20 protein-coding genes and 1 pseudogene are annotated in these 21,205 nt (G+C 72.2%); 13 read left to right on the top strand and 8 right to left on the bottom strand.

From position 1 onward, the window contains the following. Nucleotides 1-7: 7 nt before the first annotated feature. The gene (locus tag AB0424_RS28905) at nucleotides 8-649 is read right to left on the bottom strand and encodes a DUF4328 domain-containing protein (RefSeq protein WP_366309521.1); all 642 of its coding nucleotides are present in this window, start codon (nucleotides 647-649) and stop codon (nucleotides 8-10) included. An 87-nt stretch (nucleotides 650-736) separates the two neighbouring features. Next, the gene (locus AB0424_RS28900) at nucleotides 737-2,347 is read right to left on the bottom strand and encodes a glycoside hydrolase family 20 protein (protein WP_366309520.1); all 1,611 of its coding nucleotides are present in this window, start codon (nucleotides 2,345-2,347) and stop codon (nucleotides 737-739) included. 177 nt (nucleotides 2,348-2,524) lie between these two features. Between AB0424_RS28900 and AB0424_RS28895 the strand changes: the two genes are divergently transcribed. From AB0424_RS28895 to AB0424_RS28870, 6 genes are all read left to right on the top strand, one after another. Then, entirely contained in the window at nucleotides 2,525-3,142 is a 618-nt protein-coding gene (locus AB0424_RS28895; protein ID WP_366309519.1) for a 2-oxo-4-hydroxy-4-carboxy-5-ureidoimidazoline decarboxylase, read from the top strand. Nucleotides 3,143-3,334: 192 nt separating this feature from the next. Then, nucleotides 3,335-3,715 carry a succinate dehydrogenase, cytochrome b556 subunit gene (gene sdhC, locus AB0424_RS28890; RefSeq protein WP_015035721.1) on the top strand — a complete coding sequence of 127 codons (381 nt, stop codon included), beginning with the start codon at nucleotides 3,335-3,337 and terminating at the stop codon, nucleotides 3,713-3,715. Between the two features lie 8 nt (nucleotides 3,716-3,723). Continuing rightward, nucleotides 3,724-4,203 carry a succinate dehydrogenase hydrophobic membrane anchor subunit gene (locus AB0424_RS28885; RefSeq protein WP_366309518.1) on the top strand — a complete coding sequence of 160 codons (480 nt, stop codon included), beginning with the start codon at nucleotides 3,724-3,726 and terminating at the stop codon, nucleotides 4,201-4,203. A gap of 25 nt (nucleotides 4,204-4,228) precedes the next feature. Next, the gene (gene sdhA, locus AB0424_RS28880) at nucleotides 4,229-5,983 is read left to right on the top strand and encodes a succinate dehydrogenase flavoprotein subunit (RefSeq protein ID WP_366309517.1); all 1,755 of its coding nucleotides are present in this window, start codon (nucleotides 4,229-4,231) and stop codon (nucleotides 5,981-5,983) included. After that, nucleotides 5,983-6,741 carry a succinate dehydrogenase iron-sulfur subunit gene (locus AB0424_RS28875; protein ID WP_147980872.1) on the top strand — a complete coding sequence of 253 codons (759 nt, stop codon included), beginning with the start codon at nucleotides 5,983-5,985 and terminating at the stop codon, nucleotides 6,739-6,741. The genes sdhA and AB0424_RS28875 overlap by 1 nt, the downstream gene beginning before the upstream one ends. A 93-nt stretch (nucleotides 6,742-6,834) precedes the next feature. Further along, on the top strand, nucleotides 6,835-7,395 hold the full coding sequence (locus tag AB0424_RS28870) for a hypothetical protein (RefSeq protein WP_366309516.1): 561 nt from the start codon (nucleotides 6,835-6,837) through the stop codon (nucleotides 7,393-7,395). 25 nt (nucleotides 7,396-7,420) lie between these two features. Here AB0424_RS28870 and AB0424_RS28865 read toward each other — a convergent pair whose 3' ends face one another. Beyond that, the gene (locus AB0424_RS28865) at nucleotides 7,421-7,972 is read right to left on the bottom strand and encodes a MarR family transcriptional regulator (protein ID WP_366309515.1); all 552 of its coding nucleotides are present in this window, start codon (nucleotides 7,970-7,972) and stop codon (nucleotides 7,421-7,423) included. Between the two features lie 86 nt (nucleotides 7,973-8,058). Here AB0424_RS28865 and AB0424_RS28860 point away from each other — a divergent pair, with 86 nt between their 5' ends. Together AB0424_RS28860 and AB0424_RS28855 are read left to right on the top strand one after the other, a co-directional pair. Continuing rightward, complete coding sequence (locus AB0424_RS28860; RefSeq protein WP_366309514.1) at nucleotides 8,059-9,282, top strand: MFS transporter; 1,224 nt, start codon at nucleotides 8,059-8,061, stop codon at nucleotides 9,280-9,282. Between the two features lie 33 nt (nucleotides 9,283-9,315). Further along, nucleotides 9,316-11,535 (top strand): DUF4132 domain-containing protein, encoded by a 2,220-nt coding sequence (locus AB0424_RS28855; protein WP_366309513.1) that lies wholly within the window; start codon nucleotides 9,316-9,318, stop codon nucleotides 11,533-11,535. Nucleotides 11,536-11,591: 56 nt separating this feature from the next. Here the strand turns inward: AB0424_RS28855 and AB0424_RS28850 are convergent, their stop codons facing one another. Further along, the gene (locus AB0424_RS28850; RefSeq protein WP_366309512.1) at nucleotides 11,592-12,404 is read right to left on the bottom strand and encodes an alpha/beta hydrolase; all 813 of its coding nucleotides are present in this window, start codon (nucleotides 12,402-12,404) and stop codon (nucleotides 11,592-11,594) included. A gap of 124 nt (nucleotides 12,405-12,528) precedes the next feature. On the opposite strand from AB0424_RS28850, the gene AB0424_RS28845 reads away from it, so the two are divergent. Genes AB0424_RS28845 through AB0424_RS28835 form a run of 3 tightly spaced genes read left to right on the top strand, consistent with a single transcriptional unit; the run spans nucleotide 12,529 to nucleotide 14,150 of the window. Next, a complete protein-coding gene (locus AB0424_RS28845; protein WP_366309511.1) occupies nucleotides 12,529-12,963 on the top strand; it encodes a hypothetical protein in 435 nt (144 codons plus the stop codon). Nucleotides 12,964-12,970: 7 nt separating this feature from the next. Further along, nucleotides 12,971-13,393: a DCC1-like thiol-disulfide oxidoreductase family protein gene (locus AB0424_RS28840; protein WP_366309510.1), complete on the top strand. Its 423-nt coding sequence runs from the start codon at nucleotides 12,971-12,973 to the stop codon at nucleotides 13,391-13,393. A gap of 10 nt (nucleotides 13,394-13,403) precedes the next feature. After that, a complete protein-coding gene (locus AB0424_RS28835) occupies nucleotides 13,404-14,150 on the top strand; it encodes a TetR family transcriptional regulator (protein ID WP_366309509.1) in 747 nt (248 codons plus the stop codon). Nucleotides 14,151-14,264: 114 nt separating this feature from the next. On the opposite strand, the gene AB0424_RS28830 is transcribed toward AB0424_RS28835, so the two are convergent. The 3 genes from AB0424_RS28830 to AB0424_RS28820 all read right to left on the bottom strand — a co-directional run bounded on the left by AB0424_RS28830 (nucleotide 14,265) and on the right by AB0424_RS28820 (nucleotide 17,618). Beyond that, complete coding sequence (locus tag AB0424_RS28830) at nucleotides 14,265-15,818, bottom strand: ABC transporter substrate-binding protein (RefSeq protein WP_366309508.1); 1,554 nt, start codon at nucleotides 15,816-15,818, stop codon at nucleotides 14,265-14,267. Between the two features lie 195 nt (nucleotides 15,819-16,013). Continuing rightward, nucleotides 16,014-17,315, bottom strand: coding sequence for a metallophosphoesterase (locus AB0424_RS28825; protein WP_366309507.1), 1,302 nt, complete (start codon nucleotides 17,313-17,315; stop codon nucleotides 16,014-16,016). Nucleotides 17,316-17,363: 48 nt separating this feature from the next. After that, nucleotides 17,364-17,618, bottom strand: a complete 255-nt coding sequence (locus AB0424_RS28820) for a hypothetical protein (protein ID WP_366309506.1) — start codon at nucleotides 17,616-17,618, stop codon at nucleotides 17,364-17,366. Between the two features lie 109 nt (nucleotides 17,619-17,727). Between AB0424_RS28820 and AB0424_RS28815 the strand changes: the two are divergent. Further along, nucleotides 17,728-18,930 (top strand): annotated as a pseudogene (locus AB0424_RS28815) (D-alanyl-D-alanine carboxypeptidase); the annotation flags it as partial. Here the strand turns inward: AB0424_RS28815 and AB0424_RS28810 are convergent. Further along, nucleotides 18,911-20,035 carry a YhjD/YihY/BrkB family envelope integrity protein gene (locus tag AB0424_RS28810; RefSeq protein WP_366309505.1) on the bottom strand — a complete coding sequence of 375 codons (1,125 nt, stop codon included), beginning with the start codon at nucleotides 20,033-20,035 and terminating at the stop codon, nucleotides 18,911-18,913. The pseudogene AB0424_RS28815 and the gene AB0424_RS28810 overlap by 20 nt on opposite strands. Before the next feature lie 267 nt (nucleotides 20,036-20,302). On the opposite strand from AB0424_RS28810, the gene AB0424_RS28805 reads away from it, so the two are divergent. Further along, nucleotides 20,303-21,058 (top strand): SDR family NAD(P)-dependent oxidoreductase, encoded by a 756-nt coding sequence (locus AB0424_RS28805; RefSeq protein WP_366309504.1) that lies wholly within the window; start codon nucleotides 20,303-20,305, stop codon nucleotides 21,056-21,058. The last annotated feature ends 147 nt before the right edge of the window (nucleotides 21,059-21,205 follow it).

Genomic DNA, 21,205 nt, shown 5'->3' with positions numbered 1-21,205 from the left:
CTTTTCGTCACTGCGCGGCCGGAATCATGCCATTCGCCTTGGCGTGCTGCATAGAGGTCAGACGCCGGACGAAAAGGATCGCGAGGACGGCGGCGACGGCGTCGAGGACGTACCCCACGAGCGACCACTGGGTCGCCATCGTCCAGTTCTCGGTGGTGCTCTCGGTCTTGTACATCTGGCCGGAGACCCAGTTCACGAGCGTCCCGACGACCCAGCACGTCCACCAGCCGTTGAGCAGCGCCAGCTCCCCCCGGCCGTCGGCGGCGTACGGCTCCCGGCGGCTGGCCCGCCAGATGTCGACGGCGATCGCCCGCGGGATCCAGAGGTTGCCGAACGGGATGAACCAGCAGCCGATGGCGAAGCCAGGCGTACGGCCCTGCAGGTCAGGGGCCCAGACCTCGGCGTTCCGCCGCAGCCGGTGGAACCACAGGACGAAGACGATCGCGGTCGCCAGGAACACCATGAACGCCAGGCCGACGACGACGTTCACGTTGAACGGACCGAAGGACGTCGGGTCGAAGTCCGCCGTCCCGACGGCCGTCAGGTCGCGGACGTCGACGGCGCCGAGCAGGGCGTCGAAGACGATGTTGCCGGCCAGCAGAGCCACCACGGCTCTCGCCAGGCCGTTCGGATCGCGGAGTACGAGCATCGGGTTCCCCCCAAGGAACGGCGGCGGCCGGGCGGCCGCCGCCGGGGGAACGTACGCGACCGGTGATCTTCGCGTCCACGACGATTCTCAGCGCACCTGCGTCGCGAGGGCGCGGAACCGGTCCCAGGTCAGGGTGGGCTTGTCCGGGTCCCAGAGCTTCTGGGAGAGGGCCGCGAGGGGCAGCCGGATGCCGTCGGCGACCTGGGCCGGGGTCTGGGCGCGGGAGAGGTCGCACCAGACGGCGAAGCGGGCACCGAGGATCTGGGAGTCGTAGCGCGCGGGGACGGGGGTGGTGCCGCGGACGACGAGGGGGGTCCACTGCTCGTAGATGCGGCGGCCGGTGGGGTAGGCGAAGTCGTTGGGCTCGCCCAGGACGTAGTAGAGGTACTCGTCGTTGAGGTTGACCATCTTGCGGCCGGCGCTCAGGTACGAGACGGGCTGGCGGGCGCCTATCTCCTTGCCCGTCCAGTACTCGACCTCGATGTCCTTCGCGGGGCTGACCACCCCGCCGGTGAAGAAGCCGTCGTTCCACGCCTTGAGGGTCTTGCCGGTGGGCCGGACGACGGCGGCGCGGTCGTTGAGCCAGCCGGTGGCGAGGTCCTGGACGCGGCCCGAGGGGCCGTACTTCGCCCGCGCGGCGCGGGCGAGCTGCGGGTAGGTCGCCTCGGGGTCCTTGGACATCAGCGCCACGTACTCGTCGGCGCCGAGGTGCCAGGAGGCGCCCGGGAAGAGCGCGGTGTACTCGCGCAGCAGGTCGTCGACGATCTTCGCGGCGTCCGGGTCCGAGATGTCGACGGCGCCGCGCGGGGCGCGGCCGCTCGCGCTGCGGAGCTGGAGCCCGGGGTGGGCGTCGATGACGGCGCCGAGGTGTCCGGGCGAGTCGATCTCGGGCGTCACCGTGATGTGGCGGGAGGCCGCGAGGGCGAGGATCCGCCGCACCTCGGCCTTGGTGAGGTGCTGGTCGGAGACGATCTCGGGGTGGCTGTCGGACTCGATCCGGAAGCCCTGGTCGTCGGAGAAGTGCAGCCCGAGCCGGTTCAGCTTGAGGTCGCCCATCTCGCGGATGCGGTCCTCGATCCAGGCGGCGGTGAAGTGCTTGCGGGCGGTGTCGAGGTTGAGTCCGCGCTGCGGCTTCGCGGGCCGGTCGGTGACGGTCCCCTCCGGCATGGCGCCGGTGGCCTTCACGGACTGCTTGAGGGTGCGGGTGCCGTAGAAGACCCCGGCCTCGTCGGGGCCGCTGATCCGGACGCGGCCGTCGCGGACGGTGAGCGTGTAGGACTCGGGGGCGCCGGCCTGGCCGAGGGCCAGTTCGACGTCGCCGGGCTCGGCGGCGACGGCGCCGCGGTAGGGGATGCCGAGCTCCCCGGCGATCAGCTTCCCCTCGTCGGCGAGGCCGTCGCTGTCCGCGGCGAGGACGACGCCGCCGGTGGCCGCGGGCTTCCAGCCGGGGCCGCGGGCGGCCTCGTGGTCGCGGACGGAGGGGACGGTCCCCGGCGCTACGGAGAGGGGGTAGGTCTTCGTCGGCGTGGGCGTCGGGCTGGGCGGCGCGCTGGTGGGCGCGGCGCTCGCGGACGTGCCGGAGGGGGAGGACGGCCCTGTCGGGGAGCCGCCGGAACAGGCCGCCGCGGTGGCCAGTGCCACCGCGGTCGCCAGGAGAGCGGGGCCCCGTCGGGGCCCCCGTATGGAGTACCGCATCATTCGGAATCCTCCCGTACGGAAGCCCGTCGGGCCAATCGGGGGACGGAACGGAGAGCGACGACGGGCCGGGGCTCCCGGGCGGAGCGGAACCGGAACGTCCATCAGATGTTCCGAAACTCTCCCTTCCGGGTGAAAATCGCGCATCCGTCGGACACTTCCCTCGTCCCGTCGATAACGTTGAGTCACGTCCACCCCACCCGTCCCGGAGTACCGGAGCCCACGCTGACCAGCGACACCCACGCCCCCTGCCGGAAGCCGGGCTCCACGGACACGCCTGCCATACCCGCCCAGCAGACCAACGCCCGGCACACGAGCGGTCTGGTCGGGTTCAACGCGGCCTCGCCCGCCGAGGCCGAGGCCCTGCTGCTCTCCTGCTGCCACAGCGCCCGCTGGGCCGAACGGGTGGCCGCGCACCGTCCGTACCCGACGGTCGACGCCCTGCTCGCCGCCGCCGACGAGGCCGGTTACGACCTGTCCCGGGCCGAGCTCGACACGGCCCTGGCCGCCGAGTCCTCGGCGCTGCCGCACCCCGACGCGCCGCCGGCGGCACGGACGGCGCTGCGGGCCGCGCACGCCGCGTACGAGCACAGCTTCGGCCACGCGTTCGTGATCAGCCTCGACGGAGTGCGTCCGGGCGAGCGGCTCGACCAGGTCCTGGCGGGCATCCGGTCACGTCTCGGCAACGAACCGGAGGAGGAGCGGGTGATCGCGGCCGAGGAACTGCGCCGGCTCGCCCGCGCCCGGCTCGCCTTCCGACTGGCCGAGGGGCTCACACCCCGACACTCCGAACCGTGAATACGTCCGGAACACGGTGATTCCGGCCTGCGCGATAGCCCGTCCGTGCCTGTTTGATCACACCTATGGACCCCGCGCGAGCGAACCGACAAGTCGTCGCTACGATGACCGGGGCCGGTGGACCGTACCCGGCCGGGCCAGACCGACAGAGAAGCCGGCCGGCCCTGATCCCCGCTCCCGGAGGGTTTTTCCGTGCCGGCTGGAACGCTGTACCGCGGCCGGGAAGGAATGTGGAGCTGGGTGGCTCATCGAGTCACCGGCGTCCTCATCTTCTTCTTCCTGTTCGTACACGTGCTGGACACCGCTCTCGTCCGCGTCTCCCCCGAGGCGTACGACGAGGTCGTCGCGACCTACAAGACGCCGATCGTCGCTCTTCTGGAGTACGGCCTCGTCGCCGCCATCCTCTTCCACGCGCTGAACGGTCTCCGTGTCATCGCCGTGGACTTCTGGTCCAAGGGCCCGCGCTATCAGAAGCAGATGCTCTGGACCGTCGTGGGCATCTGGGTCGTGCTGATGGCGGGCTCGCTGTACCCCGTCCTCGGCCACGCCGCACGTGAACTGTTCGGGAGCTGACGCCACTCATGTCCGCTGACACCTCCACCGCCTCGATCGGCCCCGTCGAGGGCGGCGCCCACTACGACGTGGACAACCCCGCGCCGTACATCGAGGCCCCCCGCAAGCGCACGGGCAAGACCCCGCGCGCGACCCGCGGCAACTTCGAGATGGCCGCCTGGCTCTTCATGCGCCTCTCCGGCGTGGTCCTCGTCGTCCTGGTCCTCGGCCACCTGCTGATCCAGCTCTTCCTGGACGGCGGCGTCTCCAAGATCGGCTTCGCCTTCGTGGCCGGCCGCTGGGCGTCCCCGTTCTGGCAGGTCTGGGACCTGCTGATGCTCTGGCTCGCCATGCTGCACGGCGCCAACGGCCTCCGTACCGTCATCAACGACTACGCGGAGCGGGCCAACACGCGCCTGTGGCTCAAGGGCCTGCTGTACACCGCCACGGTGTTCACCATCCTTCTGGGCACGCTGGTGATCTTCACCTTCGACCCGAACATCCGCTAGGCACGGGGCTGAGGTAATCCACGTCATGAAGATCCACAAGTACGACACCGTCATCGTCGGCGCCGGTGGCGCCGGCATGCGCGCCGCCATCGAGTCGACGAAGCGCAGCCGCACCGCCGTGCTGACGAAGCTCTACCCCACCCGCTCCCACACGGGCGCCGCTCAGGGCGGCATGGCCGCCGCGCTGGCGAACGTGGAGGAGGACAACTGGGAGTGGCACACCTTCGACACGGTCAAGGGCGGTGACTACCTGGTCGACCAGGACGCCGCCGAGATCCTGGCGAAGGAGGCCATCGACGCCGTCCTCGACCTGGAGAAGATGGGCCTGCCGTTCAACCGGACCCCGAACGGCACCATCGACCAGCGCCGCTTCGGCGGTCACTCCCGCAACCACGGCGAGGCCCCGGTCCGCCGGTCCTGCTACGCCGCGGACCGCACCGGCCACATGATCCTCCAGACGCTGTACCAGAACTGCGTCAAGGAGGGCGTGGAGTTCTTCAACGAGTTCTACGTCCTGGACCAGCTGATCACCGAGGTCGACGGGGTCAAGCACTCCGCGGGCGTCGTCGCGTACGAGCTGGCCACCGGCGAGATCCACATCTTCCAGGCCAAGGCCGTGATCTACGCGTCCGGCGGCACCGGCAAGTTCTTCAAGGTGACGTCCAACGCGCACACCCTGACCGGTGACGGCCAGGCCGCCTGCTACCGCCGCGGCCTGCCCCTGGAGGACATGGAGTTCTTCCAGTTCCACCCGACGGGCATCTGGCGCATGGGCATCCTGCTGACGGAGGGCGCCCGCGGTGAGGGCGGCATCCTCCGCAACAAGGACGGCGAGCGCTTCATGGAGAAGTACGCGCCGGTCATGAAGGACCTCGCGTCCCGTGACGTCGTCTCCCGCTCCATCTACACGGAGATCCGCGAGGGCCGCGGCTGCGGTCCCGAGGGCGACCACGTCTACCTGGACCTGACGCACCTCCCGCCGGAGCAGCTCGACGCCAAGCTCCCGGACATCACCGAGTTCGCCCGTACGTACCTCGGCATCGAGCCGTACACGGACCCGATCCCGATCCAGCCCACCGCGCACTACGCCATGGGCGGCATCCCGACGAACGTCGAGGGTGAGGTCCTCTCGGACAACACCACCGTCGTCCCGGGCCTGTACGCGGCCGGCGAGGTCGCCTGCGTGTCGGTGCACGGCGCCAACCGCCTCGGCACCAACTCGCTGCTGGACATCAACGTCTTCGGCAAGCGCTCCGGCATCGCCGCGGCCGAGTACTCCGCCAAGCACGACTACGTCGAGCTGCCGGAGAACCCGGAGTCCCTCGTCGTCGCGACGATCGAGAAGCTGCGCAACTCCACGGGCAGCGAGCGGGTCGCCGACCTGCGCCGCGAGCTCCAGGAGACGATGGACGCCAACGTGATGGTGTTCCGTACGGAGCAGACCATCAAGACGGCCGTCGAGAAGATCGCCGAGCTGCGCGAGCGCTACGAGAACGTGTCCATCCAGGACAAGGGCAAGCGCTTCAACACGGACCTCCTGGAGGCCATCGAGCTGGGCAACCTGCTCGAACTGGCCGAGGTCATGGCCGTCTCGGCCCTGGCGCGCAAGGAGTCCCGCGGCGGTCACTACCGCGAGGACTACCCGAACCGCGACGACGTCAACTTCATGCGCCACACCATGGCGTACCGCGAGGTCGGCGAGGACGGCTCCGAGACCGTCCGTCTCGACTACAAGCCGGTCGTGACGACCCGCTACCAGCCGATGGAGCGTAAGTACTGATGGCTACCCCCGTACTGGACAAGGTCGAGGCGGAGTCCGCCGCCTCCCCGTACATCACGGTCACGATGCGGATCCGCCGCTTCAACCCCGAGGTGTCGGACGCGTCGGTCTGGGAGGACTTCCAGATCGAGATCGACCCGAAGGAGCGTGTGCTCGACGCCCTCCACAAGATCAAGTGGGACGTCGACGGCACGCTGACCTTCCGCCGCTCGTGCGCGCACGGCATCTGCGGCTCGGACGCGATGCGGATCAACGGCAAGAACAGGCTCGCCTGCAAGACGCTGATCAAGGACATCAACCCCGAGAAGCCGATCACGGTCGAGGCCATCAAGGGCCTGACGGTGCTCAAGGACCTCGTGGTCGACATGGAGCCGTTCTTCCAGGCGTACCGGGACGTCATGCCGTTCCTGGTCACCAAGGGCAACGAGCCGACCCGCGAGCGCCTGCAGACCGCCGAGGACCGCGAGCGCTTCGACGACACCACCAAGTGCATCCTGTGCGCCGCGTGCACGTCGTCCTGCCCGGTCTTCTGGAACGACGGCCAGTACTTCGGTCCGGCCGCGATCGTCAACGCGCACCGCTTCATCTTCGACTCGCGTGACGAGGCGGGCGAGCAGCGCCTGGAGATCCTGAACGACAAGGACGGCGTGTGGCGCTGCCGCACGACGTTCAACTGCACCGACGCGTGCCCGCGTGGCATCGAGGTCACCAAGGCCATCCAGGAAGTGAAGCGCGCGCTGATCACGCGACGTTTCTGACCTTCGGTGTGGCGGGAAAGCCCGCTTCTGTACGCTGCGGCGTGCAGGAGCGGGCTTTTTCCTTGCCCGCGTCGTAGTGGAGAGCGGGGACTGATGAGCGAGCCGAACCCTTACGCGGACGGCGAGTACAAGTGGGGGCCGGGGCAGCAGGGCGGTGCGTCCGGCACGCCGGCGTACGGGTATCCGCAGGACGCGACGCCGGGATACGGCTATCCGCAGGCGGGTTCCACGCCCGCGGCGGGCGTGCCGTACCAGCCGACCCTTCCCGGTGGCGTACAGCTGCCGCCGCAGCCCGGCCCGATGGGCTCCGGGGCGCCGCTGCTGAGCCTCGGCGACATCACCGTGGTCGGCGACCAGATCATGACGCCGGCCGGTCCGATGCCCCTGAAGGGCGCCGTGTGGAACGCGATGGACATGTCGCGGACCGAGGAGAAGATGCCGACGGTCGCGATCGTGCTGGCGATCGTCTTCTTCATCTTCTGCCTGCTGGGGCTGCTCTTCCTGCTGATGAAGGAGAAGCAGACCACCGGCTTCATCCAGGTCACCGTCACCAGCGGCGGCCGGCACCACGCGACGATGATCCCGGCGACCGGGCCGGACACCATCCACTGGGTGATGGGACAGCTCAACTACGCCCGCTCGCTCAGCATCTGATCCACCGCCGGGCCCCAGGCCCCGCTCAGGCGTGCCACGCCTCGGTGGGCCCGCCCGCCTCGGCCTGGACCATGATCCGGCGCAGCATGTCGTTGAGCAGGACGCGCTCCTCGGGGGCGAGGACGCCGAGAAGGCGGTACTCCTCGTGGCCGAGGACGTCCATGGCGCCGAACCAGGTCTCGCGGCCGGCCGCCGTGAGTTCGACGACGACCCTGCGGCGGTCGGTCGTGGACTGGGTGCGGCGGACGAACCCGCGCTTCTCCAGGGCGTCCAGGCGGCCGGAGACGGACGCGGGCGCGAGGTCGAGGTCCTGGGCGAGCTCGGAGGGCGCGGCGCTGCCGCCGCGGCCGGAGAGCTTGTGCAGGGTGTCGAACTCGTGGCGTTCCAGGTCGAAGTCGACGAGGGACTGCTCCCTGACCCGGCGGAAGTGGACGGAGAGCTTCTTCATGCGGGTGACGGCGCCTTCGACGACGGGGTCGAGGTCGGGCAGGACGGGCTGCCAGCGGGCGACGTGCTCGTCGGTCCAGTCACGCGGTTCGGGTGCGTGGGGGGCACGCGGTTCCTCGGGGAGTGCCATGGGGTGATCGTACGTCGGCGGGCGGTCCGCCTCACGGGAAAGTATTTCGTTGACGAATTATTCGGCACCGAAATACTCTACGGCCCATGCCCGCCTCCCCCGAGGACACCCTCGCGCCCCCCGCCGCACCCCACCCCCTGCGCACCCGCTCCTTCCGCCTGCTCTTCACCGGACGGACCCTCTCCCTCCTCGGCGACGCCGCCATCCCCGCCGCCCTCGCCCTCGCCGTCCTGCAGGCCACCGGCTCCACCGCGGCCCTCGCCCTCGTCCTCGGCTGCGCGATGGTCCCCAAGCTGCTCCTGCTCCCCGTGGGCGGAGTCGTCGGCGACCGCTTCGACGCCCGTACGGTCGCCCTCACCACCGACGCGGTCCGCTGCGTCACCCAGCTCGTCGTCGGCGTCCAACTGCTCGGCGGCACCCCCAGCCTCGCCGTCCTCGCCGTCGCCGAGGCCCTCGGCGGGGCCGCCGGCGCCTTCGCGATGCCGACCGTCTCGCCCCTGGTGAAGGGCACGGTGGCGGCCGCCTCCCTGCACCGCGCCAACGCGGCGATGGGGGTCTCCCAGAGCGCCACCCGGCTCGCCGGACCCGCGCTCGCCGGCTCCCTGGTGCTGACCGTGGGGGCGGGCTGGGCGTTCGTCCTGGACGCCGCCACCTTCGCAGCCAGCGCCCTGCTCCTGACCGCCGTCCGGGTCGAGCGGATCAGGATCCCCCGCCGCTCGCTCCGCGCCGACCTGGCCGAGGGCTGGCAGGAGGTCCGCTCCCGGGACTGGTACTGGACGAGCCTCATCGGCCACAGCGCCTGGAACGGCGCCGCCGCCGTCCTGATGACCCTCGGCCCCGCCATCGCCCTCCAGCACCTCGGCGGCGCGGGCACCTGGGTCGTCCTCCTCCAGACCGGCGCCGTCGGCTTCCTCCTCGGCGCCCTGCTCGCCGACCGGGTCAGCCCCCGGCGCCCCGTCCTCGCCGCGAACCTCGGACTCGCCACGTACGCGCTGCCGCTCGTCCTGCTCGCCGCCGCCGCGCCCGCGCCGGTGACCATCGCGGCGTACGGGATCGCGCAGGGGGGCCTCGGCTTCCTCTCCCCCGTGTGGCAGACGGCCGTCCAGCGGGCCGTGCCCGCCCACGCGCTCGCCCGGGTCACCTCCTACGACTGGCTCCTCTCCCTGGCCGCCATGCCCCTGGGATACGCCCTGGCCCCTCTCGCCGCCTCCGCCTGGGGCCCCGAAGTGCCCCTGCTGGCCGCCGCCGTGGTGGTGGGCGGCTGCTGCCTGGGCACGGCCCTGGTCCCCGGAGTGCGACGGTTCCGATAGGGAGTGTCGGTGGGGTCCTCTACCGTCGGGCCCATGGTGGGGATGGACGCGGTGGGGATGGACGCGGTGGGGATCGGCGCGGTGCGGATCACGGGCCCGCACGACGGGCCGGACGAGGCGCCGGCGCGGGCGCCGGGCGGAACGGCGGCCGGAACGGCGGGCGCGCCCGGGGAGTTCACGGAGTCCCCGGACGCGGAGGAGCGGCGCGCGGCCGCCCTCGCGCTGCACCGCCGGGTGTGCCGGCGGACGGACGAGGAGGCGGCACGGCCCGTGCTGGCCGCCCTGGCCCGGCAGGAGCTCGGCTGGTCGGTCGAGGAGGCGAACCTCCTGCTCGCCCGGCTGCTGGGCAGCGCCGCCGAGGTCGCCCCGCACGAACTGCGGGATTCCTTCCGCACCCTGGTGCCGATCGCCCTGGCGGCGGCGGACCAGGCCGGGGACTTCGACCGGCCCCGCATGCGGGCGCTGCGCGCGATGGCCGAGTCCCTGCGGGTGGACCGGCAGGACGCGTTCAGCCTGCTCCGGGACCGGATGGACGACCTGCTGCGGCGCGAGGTCCGCTTCGCGCCGGGGCTGCTCCCCCGTCACGTCCTGGACGGCCTCGACGATTTCGGCCCGGCGATGCGGTCCGCGCACGCCGAACTGCTGGCCGGGGCCGGGGTGGCGGAGTTCCTCGTGCACTGCGCCCTGATGGACCGGGCCCGCGCGACCCGGACGTGGCGGAGGCAGGCGGCCGTCCTGCTCGCGCGGGCCGAGGCCGGGGCGGAGGTGGTGCGACGGCTCCTCGAAGGGATCGCCGCGCAGCCCGCGCACCGGGTGGACGACCCCGATCCGTACCGGGCGGGGATCCCGACCCTGGCGGACCCGGCCAACACCTCGCTGGTCAGGGGCGTCCTGTGGGCGGCGCTCGACGTGGACGCCGACTGGACGGTGCCGCTGGTCGGGGCGGTCGCGCTGCACGCCGGTACCGGGGTCGGCGGTTCCGGCGGTCTCTGCCGCAGCCTGCCGCTCGCCACGACGGCCGTCGCGGTGCTCGGGGAGTGCGGGGGCGCCCGGGGCGAGGAGGCCGCGCAGTGGCTCGGGCGACTGCCGAAGCACGTACGGAACCGGACGGTGGCCAAGGGCGTCGCCAAGGCCCTGGAGGCCGTCGCGGCCCGCTCGGGGGTCACTCCGTCGATGCTGCGCGAGCGCGGGGTGGCGACGCTCGGGCTCGACGGACGCGGGGTCAGGGAGGTGCCGCTCGGGACGTTCACGGCGGAACTGGCGGTACGGGCGCCCGGCACGGTCGTCCTCGTCTTCCGGGGCCCCGAGGGGCGGGTCCTGAAGACCGCGCCGCGCACCGTCCGGGAGGAGTACCCGGCGGAGCTGCGGACCGTCCGGGCCGGGGTCAGGGAGCTCACCTCACTCGTCGCCGCCGAGCGGGTCCGCCTGGAGGAGCACCTGGCGGCCGGGACGGTCTGGCCCGCCGAGGACTGGCACCGCTTCTACGTCGACCACCCGGTGACCGGCGCCCTGGCCCGGGCGCTCCTCTGGGAGGTCGCGGAGGAGGACGGGGCGGACGGCCGGGAGACGGCCCGGGGGCCGGCCGCGGAGGCCGGCGCCGAGCGGTGGACGGCGGGGCTGCCCGAGCGCACCGGGGGCGGCTGGGCGCTCGCCGGAGCGGACGGCACCGCCCGCCCGGTCGGTCCGGGCGACCGGCTGCGGTTGTGGCATCCGCTGCGGTCCGACGGCGAGGAGGTCGCCGAGTGGCGGGACGCCCTGGCGGACCGCGAGGAGCACCGGCCGTTCCGGCAGGTGTTCCGCGAGGTGTACCCGGCGACTGCGGCGGAGTCCGGCGGCGGCCCGCACTCCGACCGCTTCGCGGGGCGGGTGCTGCGGTACGGGCAGGCGCGGGCATTGATGGCCGAGCGGCGGTGGGCGGGGAACCACCTGGGGTACTTCTCGGACGGCGGGTCCTCGGAGATGGTGCGGGAGCTGCCGCCGCCGGGGCACCTCCCGGCCGGCGAGGGGACCCGCTGGCGGGCCCGGCTCCGCCTGGACCTGGTCGACGAGGGGGCGAGCCACGACGGGGTGGCCCGGTTCTGCTCGACGGGACGGGTCGGGTTCGAGAGCAGGCCCGCCTCCGCGGGCGCGCGGGGCGCCTGGACGGAGGCCGCCCTGACCGACGTACCGGCGCTGGTGCTGTCGGAGGCGTTCCGGGACGTCGACCTGTTCGTGGCCGTGGCGTCGGCGCCGACCGGGGCGGACCGGGACTGACCGGTCGCGCCGCGGTGCGCGGGGGCCGGCGCCGGTGCACGGGGGCGGCCCGGTGGTCAGCCCGCGGTCGCGGCGGTGGCCGCGGCGCTCTCGTCGGCCCGCGGGGGCGCCGCCTCGGCAAGGAAGGCGGCGAGGAGGCGGGCGGTCTCGTCCGGGCGCTCCAGGGCGGGGAGGTGGCCGGCCCAGTCGAGTGCGAGGAGGCGGGCGGCGGGGAGGAGCCCGGCGAGTTCGGCGGCGACGGCCCGGAAGTCGGGGAGGTCGTGGGCGCCGACGGCCACGAGGGCGGGGGCCGGGATGCCGGCGAGTTCGTCCCGGGTGACCCCGGGGTCGACGGGGCCGTACTCCTCCGGCGCGGCGAGCTGGACGTCGAAGGCCCGCCGCTGCGCCTCCCGGACGAGGGCGCGGGCGTCCGCTCCGGCCTCGGGGCCGAGCCAGGTGTCGACGTTGAGCTCGACGGCCGCGTCGAGGTCGCCCGCCTCGAGGAGCGCGTCCTCGCGGGCGCCCCAGGCCCTCAGTTCCGCGCTCGGTTCCATGCCGGGCATGCCGGAGCCGAGGAGGGCGAGGGCGGTGACCCGGTCGGGGTGACGGGCGGCCAGTTCCAGGGCGACGCGGCCGCCGAAGGACGATCCGACGACGGCGGCCCGCTCGACGCCGAGGTGGTCGAGGAGGTCCCGTACGTCCTCGGCGTGGGTGTGCGGGGCGTCGACCGGGGTGTCGCCGAAGCCGCGGAGGTCGCAGCGGACGACACGGTGTCCGGCGGCGGCGAGGGCGGAGAACTGTCCGTCCCACATCCGGCGGTCGCAGACCCCGGAGTGCAGCAGGACGACGGTCGAGGGGCCGTGTCCGGCCTGGTCGTGAGAGAGCGTCATCCGACCGACCCTAGGGGCCTGCGACGGCGGCGGCCACCGGATTCTCCGGGGACTTGAACACGTTCAAAGATAGGTCTACAGTCATGACCGTCAGCTTTTGAACGTGTTCAAGGGAGGGTGGGGCATGGACCTCACTGTCGTCGCCTACATCGCCTATCTGCTGATCAGCGTGGCCCTCACGATCTGGGTCGCGCGGACGCTCAGCCGCAACGGAAAGGTCTTCCTCGCGGACGTCCTGCACGGCAACGAGAAGCTCGCCGACGCCGTGAACCACCTCCTGGTGGTCGGCTTCTACCTCGTCAACTTCGGCTTCGTCGCCCTCTACCTCAGCCAGGACGATGCCGTCCTCGACGCCCGCGCCCTCTTCGAGGCGCTCTCGGTCAAGCTCGGGGTCGTCCTGCTCGTCCTCGGCGTCATGCACCTGGCGAACGTCTACGTGCTCAACCGGATCAGGCGGCGCGGGGTCATGGAGCGCGAGCAGGTGCCGCCGGTCGGCCCGCAGGGCTGGACCACGACCCCCAAGGGCGGCCCCTGGGCCCCGCCGGCCCCCCAGGTCTGAGCCCACGGTGCCGACCCCGACCGCACCGGCGACACCGGTGGGACGACTGACCGTGCTGTACGACGCCGACTGCCCGCTCTGCGTGCACCTGAGGCACTGGCTCCTGCGCCAGCGGCAGCTCGTCCCGCTGGACCTCGTACCCGCCGGATCACGCGAGGCCAGGCGGCGCTTCCCGGACCTCGACCACGCCGCCACCCTGCGGGAGATCACCGTGGTCGCGGACCGGGGCCAGGTCTACCGGGAGACCGCCGCCTGGATCGTCTGCCTCTGGGCGCTCGCCGACCACCGGGCCAAGGCCCACTGGCTGGCCACCCCGGCCGGGCAGCCGTTCGCCCGGATGACCGTCCTGGCCGCCGCGAGGTGGCGGGAGGCCCTGAAGGGGCCGTCCTGCGACGACGGGCGCTGCGAGGTGCCCGTTCCGCCCGGCTAGGCTCGGCCCCGTGACGGACGTGAACGAAGAGAAGAAGGCCCCCAAGAGCGAGCAGACCCGCACGCTCATCCTCGAGACCGCGCTCCGGCTGTTCAAGGAGCGCGGTTACGACAAGACGACGATGCGGGCCATCGCCCAGGAGGCCGGGGTCTCCGTCGGCAACGCGTACTACTACTTCTCGTCCAAGGAGCACCTCGTCCAGGGCTTCTACGACCGGATCGCCGAGGAGCACCAGGCGGCCGTCGAGCCCATCCTGACCGGCGACGAGAAGGACCTCACGGCCCGGATCCGCGGGGTCTACCTCGGCTGGCTGGACATCGCCGAGCCGTACCACGAGTTCGCGTCCCAGTTCTTCAAGAACGCCGCCGACCCGGACAGTCCGCTCAGCCCCTTCTCGCCCGAGTCGGAGGGACCCCGCGAGGCCGCCATCGAGGTCCACCGGCGGGTCATCTCCGGCGCCTCGGTGAAGGTCGACCCGGAGCTGAGGGAGGCACTGCCGCAGCTGCTCTGGCTCCAGCAGATGGGCCTGGTGCTGTTCTGGGTGTACGACCGCTCGGAGCACGCCGCCAACAGCCGGCGCCTGGTGGAGCGGCTCGCGCCCGTCACCGCCCGCGCGATCTCGCTCTCCCGCTTCCGCATCCTGCGCCCGCTGGTCAAGGAGACCCACGAGCTGCTCTCCGACTTCATGCCGACGGCAGCCGGAATGGCGGCCTCGGGGAAGCCCAAGCGGGCCACCGCGAAGCCGCCGGCCTCCTAGGGCCTTTCGTCAAATTCCCCTCTGCCCCGCGGGCAACGAGGGGAATTTGACGACAGGCCCTAGAGGAGTGCGTCTCCCGGTCCGGCCTCGACGGGCCGGACCGGGAGGCCCGGGTCAGACCCGGGTGAGCTCCCACAGGCGCCAGATGCCGGTGCCGTCCGTGAGGTACTGGGAGCCGGCGACGCCCTCCGTGGAGAGGACGTAGTCCTTCTTCTGCCACAGCGGGATCAGCGGCACGTCCGAGGCGACCACGTTCTGGATCTCCCGGAAGTCGGTGGTCGCGCGGGACCGGTCGCTGTACTTCTGCGTCGAGGAGATCAGCGTGTCGATCCGCTTGCTGGAGAAGCCGTTGTGCAGGGTGTTCTGCGTCCCGACGAGCGGCGCGGTGAAGCTGTCGGAGTCCGGGAAGTCGGGGAGCCAGCCGACGGTGTACGCGTCGTAGGCGCCGCGCGCGTACCCCTTCTGGAAGTTCTGCCAGTCGGCCTCGACGACCTCGACCTCGAACAGCCCGGTCTCCTCCAGCTGCTTCTTGATCTCGGCGGTCTCGGCGGCGTAGGTGGTGTCCTTGCGGAACCCGAAGGTGAACCTCACCGGCTTGGTGATGCCGGCCTTCCGCAGGATCCGCTTCGCCTTCCTGGCGTCGGGCGCCGGATCGACGTCGTAGAACGCGGTGCTGTGGCCGACGAACCCCTGCGGGATGAGGGAGTACAGCGGCTCGACCGTGCCCTTGTAGGCCGAGGTGGTGATCGCCGGGCGGTCGATGACCGCGGCGACGGCCTGCCGGACCGCCTGGTTCGCCATCGGCGAGCCGGGGCGGACGTTGAAGTTGATGTTGCGGATCTCGGCGCTCTCGGCCTCGGTGACGCGCGTACCGTCGCCCGTCTCCAGGGTCGACAGGTAGTCCGGCGGGAGCTGCCGGTGCGTCACCTGGACCTCCTTGGCCTTCCAGGCGGCCGCGAGCTCCGAGGACTGCGCGTAGTACTTCACCAGGACCGGACCGCCGGCCTTGGTGACGGCGCCCTTGTAGTTCGGGTTGGGCTCCAGGCGGGCGGACTCGCCCTCCTTGTACTCCTTGAGGACGTACGGCCCGGACCCGTCGACCGAGGTGCCGGGCCGCAGGCCGTTGGCCGGGTACTGACTGCTGTCGACGATCGAGCCGGCGCCCGTGGCCACCTTCAGCGGGAACGTGGCGTCCCGGCCGCTCAGGTGGAAGGTGACGGTGCGCCCGTCGGCCGTGACGGTCTTCAGCGTCGGGAACAGCGGCTGCGGGCCGACGTCGGTCTTGATCCGCAGCATCCGCTCGAAGGAGAACTTGACGTCCTCGGAGGTCACCTTGCGCCCGTTGGAGAAGGTGAGGTCGTCACGGAGCGTGCACTGGTACGTCGTGAGCTCGGATCCCACGAACTTGCAGCTCTCGGCCGCGTCGGGGACCGGGGCGCTGAACCCCGGCTTGAACGTCAGCAGCGACTGGAAGACGTTGCTGTACATGGCCCAGGAACCGGCGTCGTACGCGCCGGCCGGGTCCAGTGAAGTGACCTCGTCGGTCGTGCCGACGCTGATCGGATCCGTCCGGCTGCCGTCGGAGGGCAGCAGTTGCCAGCCCCCGACCCCGGCCGCCACCAATACTCCACAAGTGATGAGGATCCGCAGACGGACCGTCGACCGCATTGCCGTGCTTCTTTCCTTTGGTGCCACCCCAGAAGCGACGAACCCCCCGATCACGCCGCGATGGCGCCATCCCATCACACCGCTTTCACAAGTGGAAGGAAAAACTTTCACACCACAGGTATATGTCCGGGATATGAGAATTTAAGTCGATGAGCAGCACGTATCGGTCTCGGCGCGGCGAGTGACCGATGGCGATTACGCCTGTTTCGAGGCGAGTTCGACGATCGTGATGTCCGACGGCGCGCCGACCCGCACCGGCGGCCCCCAGGCACCCGCGCCCCGCGAGACGTACAGCTGCGTGTCGCCGTACCGTTCGAGCCCCGCGACGGTCGGGTTGGCCAGTTCGGCGAGGAGGTTCCCCGGCCACAGCTGCCCGCCGTGCGTGTGTCCCGACAGCTGGAGGTCCACGCCGTGCCGCACCGCGTCGTGCACGACGATCGGCTGGTGCGCCAGCAGGACCGCCGCCCGCGCCCGGTCACGGTCGCCCAGCGCCCGCGCGAAGTCGGGGCCCTGGCCCTCGCTCTCCCCCGCCACGTCGTCCACGCCCGCCAGGTCGAACCCGGCCGCGATCTCCACCCGTTCGTTGCGCAGCGGACGCAGCCCGAGCTCCCGCACGTGGTCGACCCACGCGTCGGCGCCCGAGAAGTACTCGTGGTTGCCGGTCACGAAGAAGGAGCCGTGGCGGGCGCGCAGCCGCGCCAGCGGCTCGGCGGCGGAGCCGAGGTTCTCGACCGTGCCGTCGACCAGGTCGCCGACGACCGCGACGAGGTCCGGCTGCGCCGAGTTGATCGTGTCGACGATCCGCTGCGTGTGCGCCCGGCCCAGGATCGGCCCGAGGTGGATGTCCGACACCACCGCGATCCGGTAGCCGTGCGCCGCCCTCGGCACCTTCGCCAGCGGCACGGTCACCCGCTTGATCCGCGGCCCGCGCAGCACCCCGTACGTGCCGTACCCCACCGTCCCGACCGCCACGGCGGCCGCCGACCCCGCGACGACCCGCGACACGAACAGCCGCCGCGACACCTCCGCCGGCGATGTCCCGGCGTCCGGGCTCCCGGACGGCTCGGACGCCCCCGGCGCATCGGCCGCCGCGGACGGCTCCCCGCCGCGCTCCTCCGCCCCCGCGGGGACCGTGGCGGCCGGCACCGGGGCGGGCGCGGCGTCGGCGGCCGTCTCCGCCCGGCGGGCGAGCCACCGCCTCAGGACGGGCCGCACCGCCTCGCCGACGAGCAGGGCCAGCGTCAGGTAGAGCAGCACCGCGAGCCAGAGGAACCCCGGCCAGGCCACGGCCTGCTGCACCACGAACGGCGCCCCCGCACGCGACGAGACCAGGGCCGCCACCGACAGCACCGGCAGGGCCACCACCACCGCCGTGCCGACCCGGCGCGCGGCGCCTCCCGGCGCCGTCAGGTCCCGCACCATCCGCTGCCACACGTACCGGTGCACCGCACCGAGCAGCCCCAGCACCACGACCAGGACCACCACGAACCCGACCACGCCCGAACCCCCTCTTCGCCTTCTTCTCCAGGCCCTGCCCCGGTGCTCCTAGGAGGTGTGACCCTCACCGCCGCGCCCGGCACGCACACCGCGCAACCCGATCACCCCGATCACCGTCCCCAGGACAAAGGACGTGACCGCGAGCAGCAGATGTACCCAGAAGTAGGCCGTCGGGTCGCCCGCGTCGTCGAAGGCGAGGCCGCTGCCGTCCTTCCACAGGTTTTTGACGAAGGTGATCCAGATGAACCAGCTCCACACCCCGAAGGCGAGCAGGAACCAGGCGACACGACGGCTGAGCTTCATGGCCCCAGTATCACCGTCCGCCCCGCCGGGTCCGCGTCCGGGTGGACGAGCCCGGACGAACCGCCCCGCGGGGTTCGGATCCCTGGTGCGGGCCTGTACGTTCTCGACCGTGTCTGCTTCGAAGAAGACCGCTTGGGCGGTCGCCGCTGCTCTGTTCCTGCCGCTCGTGACCGCTGCGCCCGCCGCGCACGCGGAGGAGAAGGAGAAGCAGCCCCTGCCTCCCGCCGAGATGTCGAAGGTCGGCGGGCCGCTGCTCGGACTGCCCGGGACGCAGGTGCGGCTCAACGCGGGTGCGCCGGTCCTGCCGAAGGAGCTGTCCGGCCGCTCCTGGATCGTCGCGGACGCGGAGACGGGCGAGGTGCTGGCCGCGCACAACGCGCACTGGCCGCTCGCGCCGGCGTCCACGCTGAAGATGCTCTTCGCGGACACCCTGCTCCCGAAGTTCCCCAGGACGCAGAACCACCTGGTCACCGGCCAGGACATGCTGGGGATAGGGGACGGGTCCAGCCTGGTCGGCATCAAGGAGAAGCAGACCTACAGCGTGCACGACCTGTGGCTCGGGGTCTTCCTCCGCTCCGGGAACGACGCCGTGCACGTCCTGACCAGCATGAACAACGGCCTGGCCCGGACCGTGGCGGACATGAACGCGCACGCGGCCGAGCTCCAGGCGCTCGACACCGTGGTGGTCTCGCCGGACGGTTACGACGCCCCCCAGCAGGTCTCCTCCGCCTACGACCTGACGCTGATCGCCCGCAACGGCATGCAGAAGCCGGACTTCCGCGAGTACGCCGCCACGGCCCGCGCCGCCTTCCCGGGCGAGGCCAAGCCGGGCAAGAAGCGCGAGACCTTCGAGATCCAGAACACCAACCGGCTGCTCACCGGTGACCTGGGCGTCGCCCCGTACCCGGGCATCGCCGGGGTCAAGAACGGCAACACCACGCACGCGGGCGCCACCTTCACCGGCGTCGCGGAGCGGAACGGCAAGGTGCTGCTCGTCACCGTCATGAACCCGTCCTCGAAGGAGCAGCACGCCGTCTACCGCGAGACCGCCCGGCTGCTCGACTGGGGCTTCGCCGCGGCCGGCAAGGTGACCCCCGTGGGCGAGCTGGTGCCGCCGCGGTCGGCGCGGACGGAGTCGGCCGCCCCGGACGACGGCGCGGTGCCGGCCCCGGCCCCCGGCAAGAACGCCCCGCACGGGACGACCGCCGCCGCGGGGAAGGCCGGCGGCGTCGGGATCGCCCTCGGCGTGGCGGGCGGGGTGCTGGTGCTCCTGGCCGCCGCGGTCTTCCTGGTCAACCGCCGCTGGCCGCTGGCCGCGTCGGCGGCTCGCCGTCGTCGGCCCCAGGGCGAGGACCGGTCCGCGGCGGAGTCCCCGGAGTCCCGGGAGTCGTCTCCGGAGTCCCCGGAGTCCCCGGAGTCCCCGGAGTCCCCGGAGTCCCCGGCTCAGGAGTCTTCCGAAGGTCGGGAGTCTGCTGAGACTCAGGAGAACCCGAAGTCTCAGGAGTCGAAGGAGTCCCAGGAGTCGCAGGAGTCCGAGGAGTCTCCGGAGACTCAGGGGTCTCCCCGTCCCGGTGTGACCCCGTAGCCGTCCAGGCCGCGCAGTAGAGGAGCAGCTTCGCGGTGAAGTTGATCCACAGGAGCAGGGCGATCGGGACGCCGAACGCGCCGTACATCGACTTCGCCGCGACGCCCTTCATGTAGCCGCCCAGCAGCAGCTTGAGCAGCTCGAAGCCGACGGCGCCCATGAGCGCCGCCACGACGAGCCGGCGGCGGGGCGGGTGGACGCCGGGCAGCAGGGTCAGGACGTAGAGCAGGATCAGGAAGTCCGCGACGACGCCGACGAGGACGGCGGCGGCCTGGAGGAGGAAGCCGCCCGCCCCCTCGCCGGAGATGCCGACCCGGTCGGCGCTCCAGCCGACGGCGGTGGAGCCGAGCCAGGACGCGGCGAGCGAGGCGAGCGCGACGCCGCCGAGGCCGACGAGGATGAGCCCGTCCTTGCCCTTGAGGAGGATCGGGTTGCCCTCGATGTCGTCGAGGCCCCAGACCGCGCGCAGACACTCCCGCATGGAGCCGATCCAGCTGATGCCGGTGAGGAGCAGGAGGACGCCGGCGACGAGCCCGATGGTGCCGGCGTTGGCGACGAGCCCGCCGATGTCGAGCTGGTCGGAGATGCCCGGCACCTGGTCGGAGACCTTCTCCTCGATCGTGTCGAGCTGGTCGTCGCTGAGCAGCGCCGCCCCGACCGCGGCGGCGACGGTGATGAGGGGGAAGAGGGCGAGGAAGGACAGGAAGGTGATCGCGGCGGCGAGCCGGGTCCAGTGGGCCGCGTCGAGGGTCTCGTAGGAACGCCAGGCGTGGGTCCGCATGAGGCGGGTGACCACGGGGCCGATGACGGGGAGCTTGGTCAGCCAGTCCATGTCGTGCGCGTACCCCTTGATCCGTTGATCCGTTGCTCCGTGAGATGACCGGAGTACGAGAATCCCTCGCCTCGGGGCGGGAGACCGCGACCGACATCCCGTAACGAACCGCCTTGCAATACCGGCATAAGCGACAGAGGCGGCTATACGGTCACCCTCATGGCTGTCGAGACCCACGCCCTGGACGACGACCGCGCGCCGCTCGCCCCCCGGTGCGTCCCGGCCTCGGGCCTGTCCCGCCGTCTCGCCCTCTGAGGAGGACCCACCATGAAGGACGCCTACGGTGCCCCGCAGTCCCTGCTCGTGCTCGGCGGCACCTCCGCGATCGGGCTCGCCACCGCGCGCCGGACGATCGCCCGCGGCACCCGGACGGTCTGGCTGGCCGGGCGACCCTCCCCCGCCCTGACCGGCGCCGCGGACTCGCTGCGCGCGCTGGGGGCCGAGGTGCACACCGTGCCCTTCGACGCGCTCGACACCGAGTCGCACGAGGAGCGGCTCGGCAAGATCTTCGCCGAGGGCGCCGTCGACATGGTGCTGCTCGCCTTCGGGGTCCCCGGCGACCAGGCGCGCGACGAGTCCGACCCCGTCGCCGCCGCCCGGGTCGCCCAGACCAACTACACCGGCGCCGTCTCGGCGGGACTGGTGTGCGCGGGCGCGCTCCAGGCGCAGGGGCACGGCTCGCTCGTCGTGCTGTCCTCCGTGGCGGGCGAGCGGGCCCGCCGCGCGGACTTCATCTACGGCTCCTCGAAGGCGGGGCTCGACGCCTTCGCGCAGGGCCTCGGCGACGCGCTGTACGGCACCGGCGTGCACGTCATGGTGGTGCGCCCGGGGTCCGTGCGGTCCGGGAGGACGCCGGGGCGCGCCGGGGCGCCGCTCGCCACGACGCCGGAGGCGGTCGCGACGGCGATCGAGCTGGGGTTGCGGCGGCGCTCGGAGACGGTCTGGGTGCCGGGGGCGCTGCGGATGGTGATGGCGGCCGTACGGCACGCCCCGAGGCCGCTCTTCCGGCTCCTGTCGGTGTGAGGCACGCCTCGTCCGGCGCGGCTCGCCCGGCGCGGCTCGCCCGGCGCGGCTCGCCCGGCGCGGCTCGCCCGGCGCGGCTCGCCCCGCCGGATCGGCGGGGCCGGGCGGGCCGGGTCCGGCCCGGTGGTCGGGTGACGTCACCCGACC

Origin of the sequence: Streptomyces sp. NPDC051180 (assembly GCF_040689545.1) — a bacterium.
Taxonomy (GTDB): Bacteria; Actinomycetota; Actinomycetes; order Streptomycetales; family Streptomycetaceae; genus Streptomyces.
Note: the sequence above shows the minus strand (reverse complement) of the source record. Positions and strands in the feature narration are given on the sequence as shown.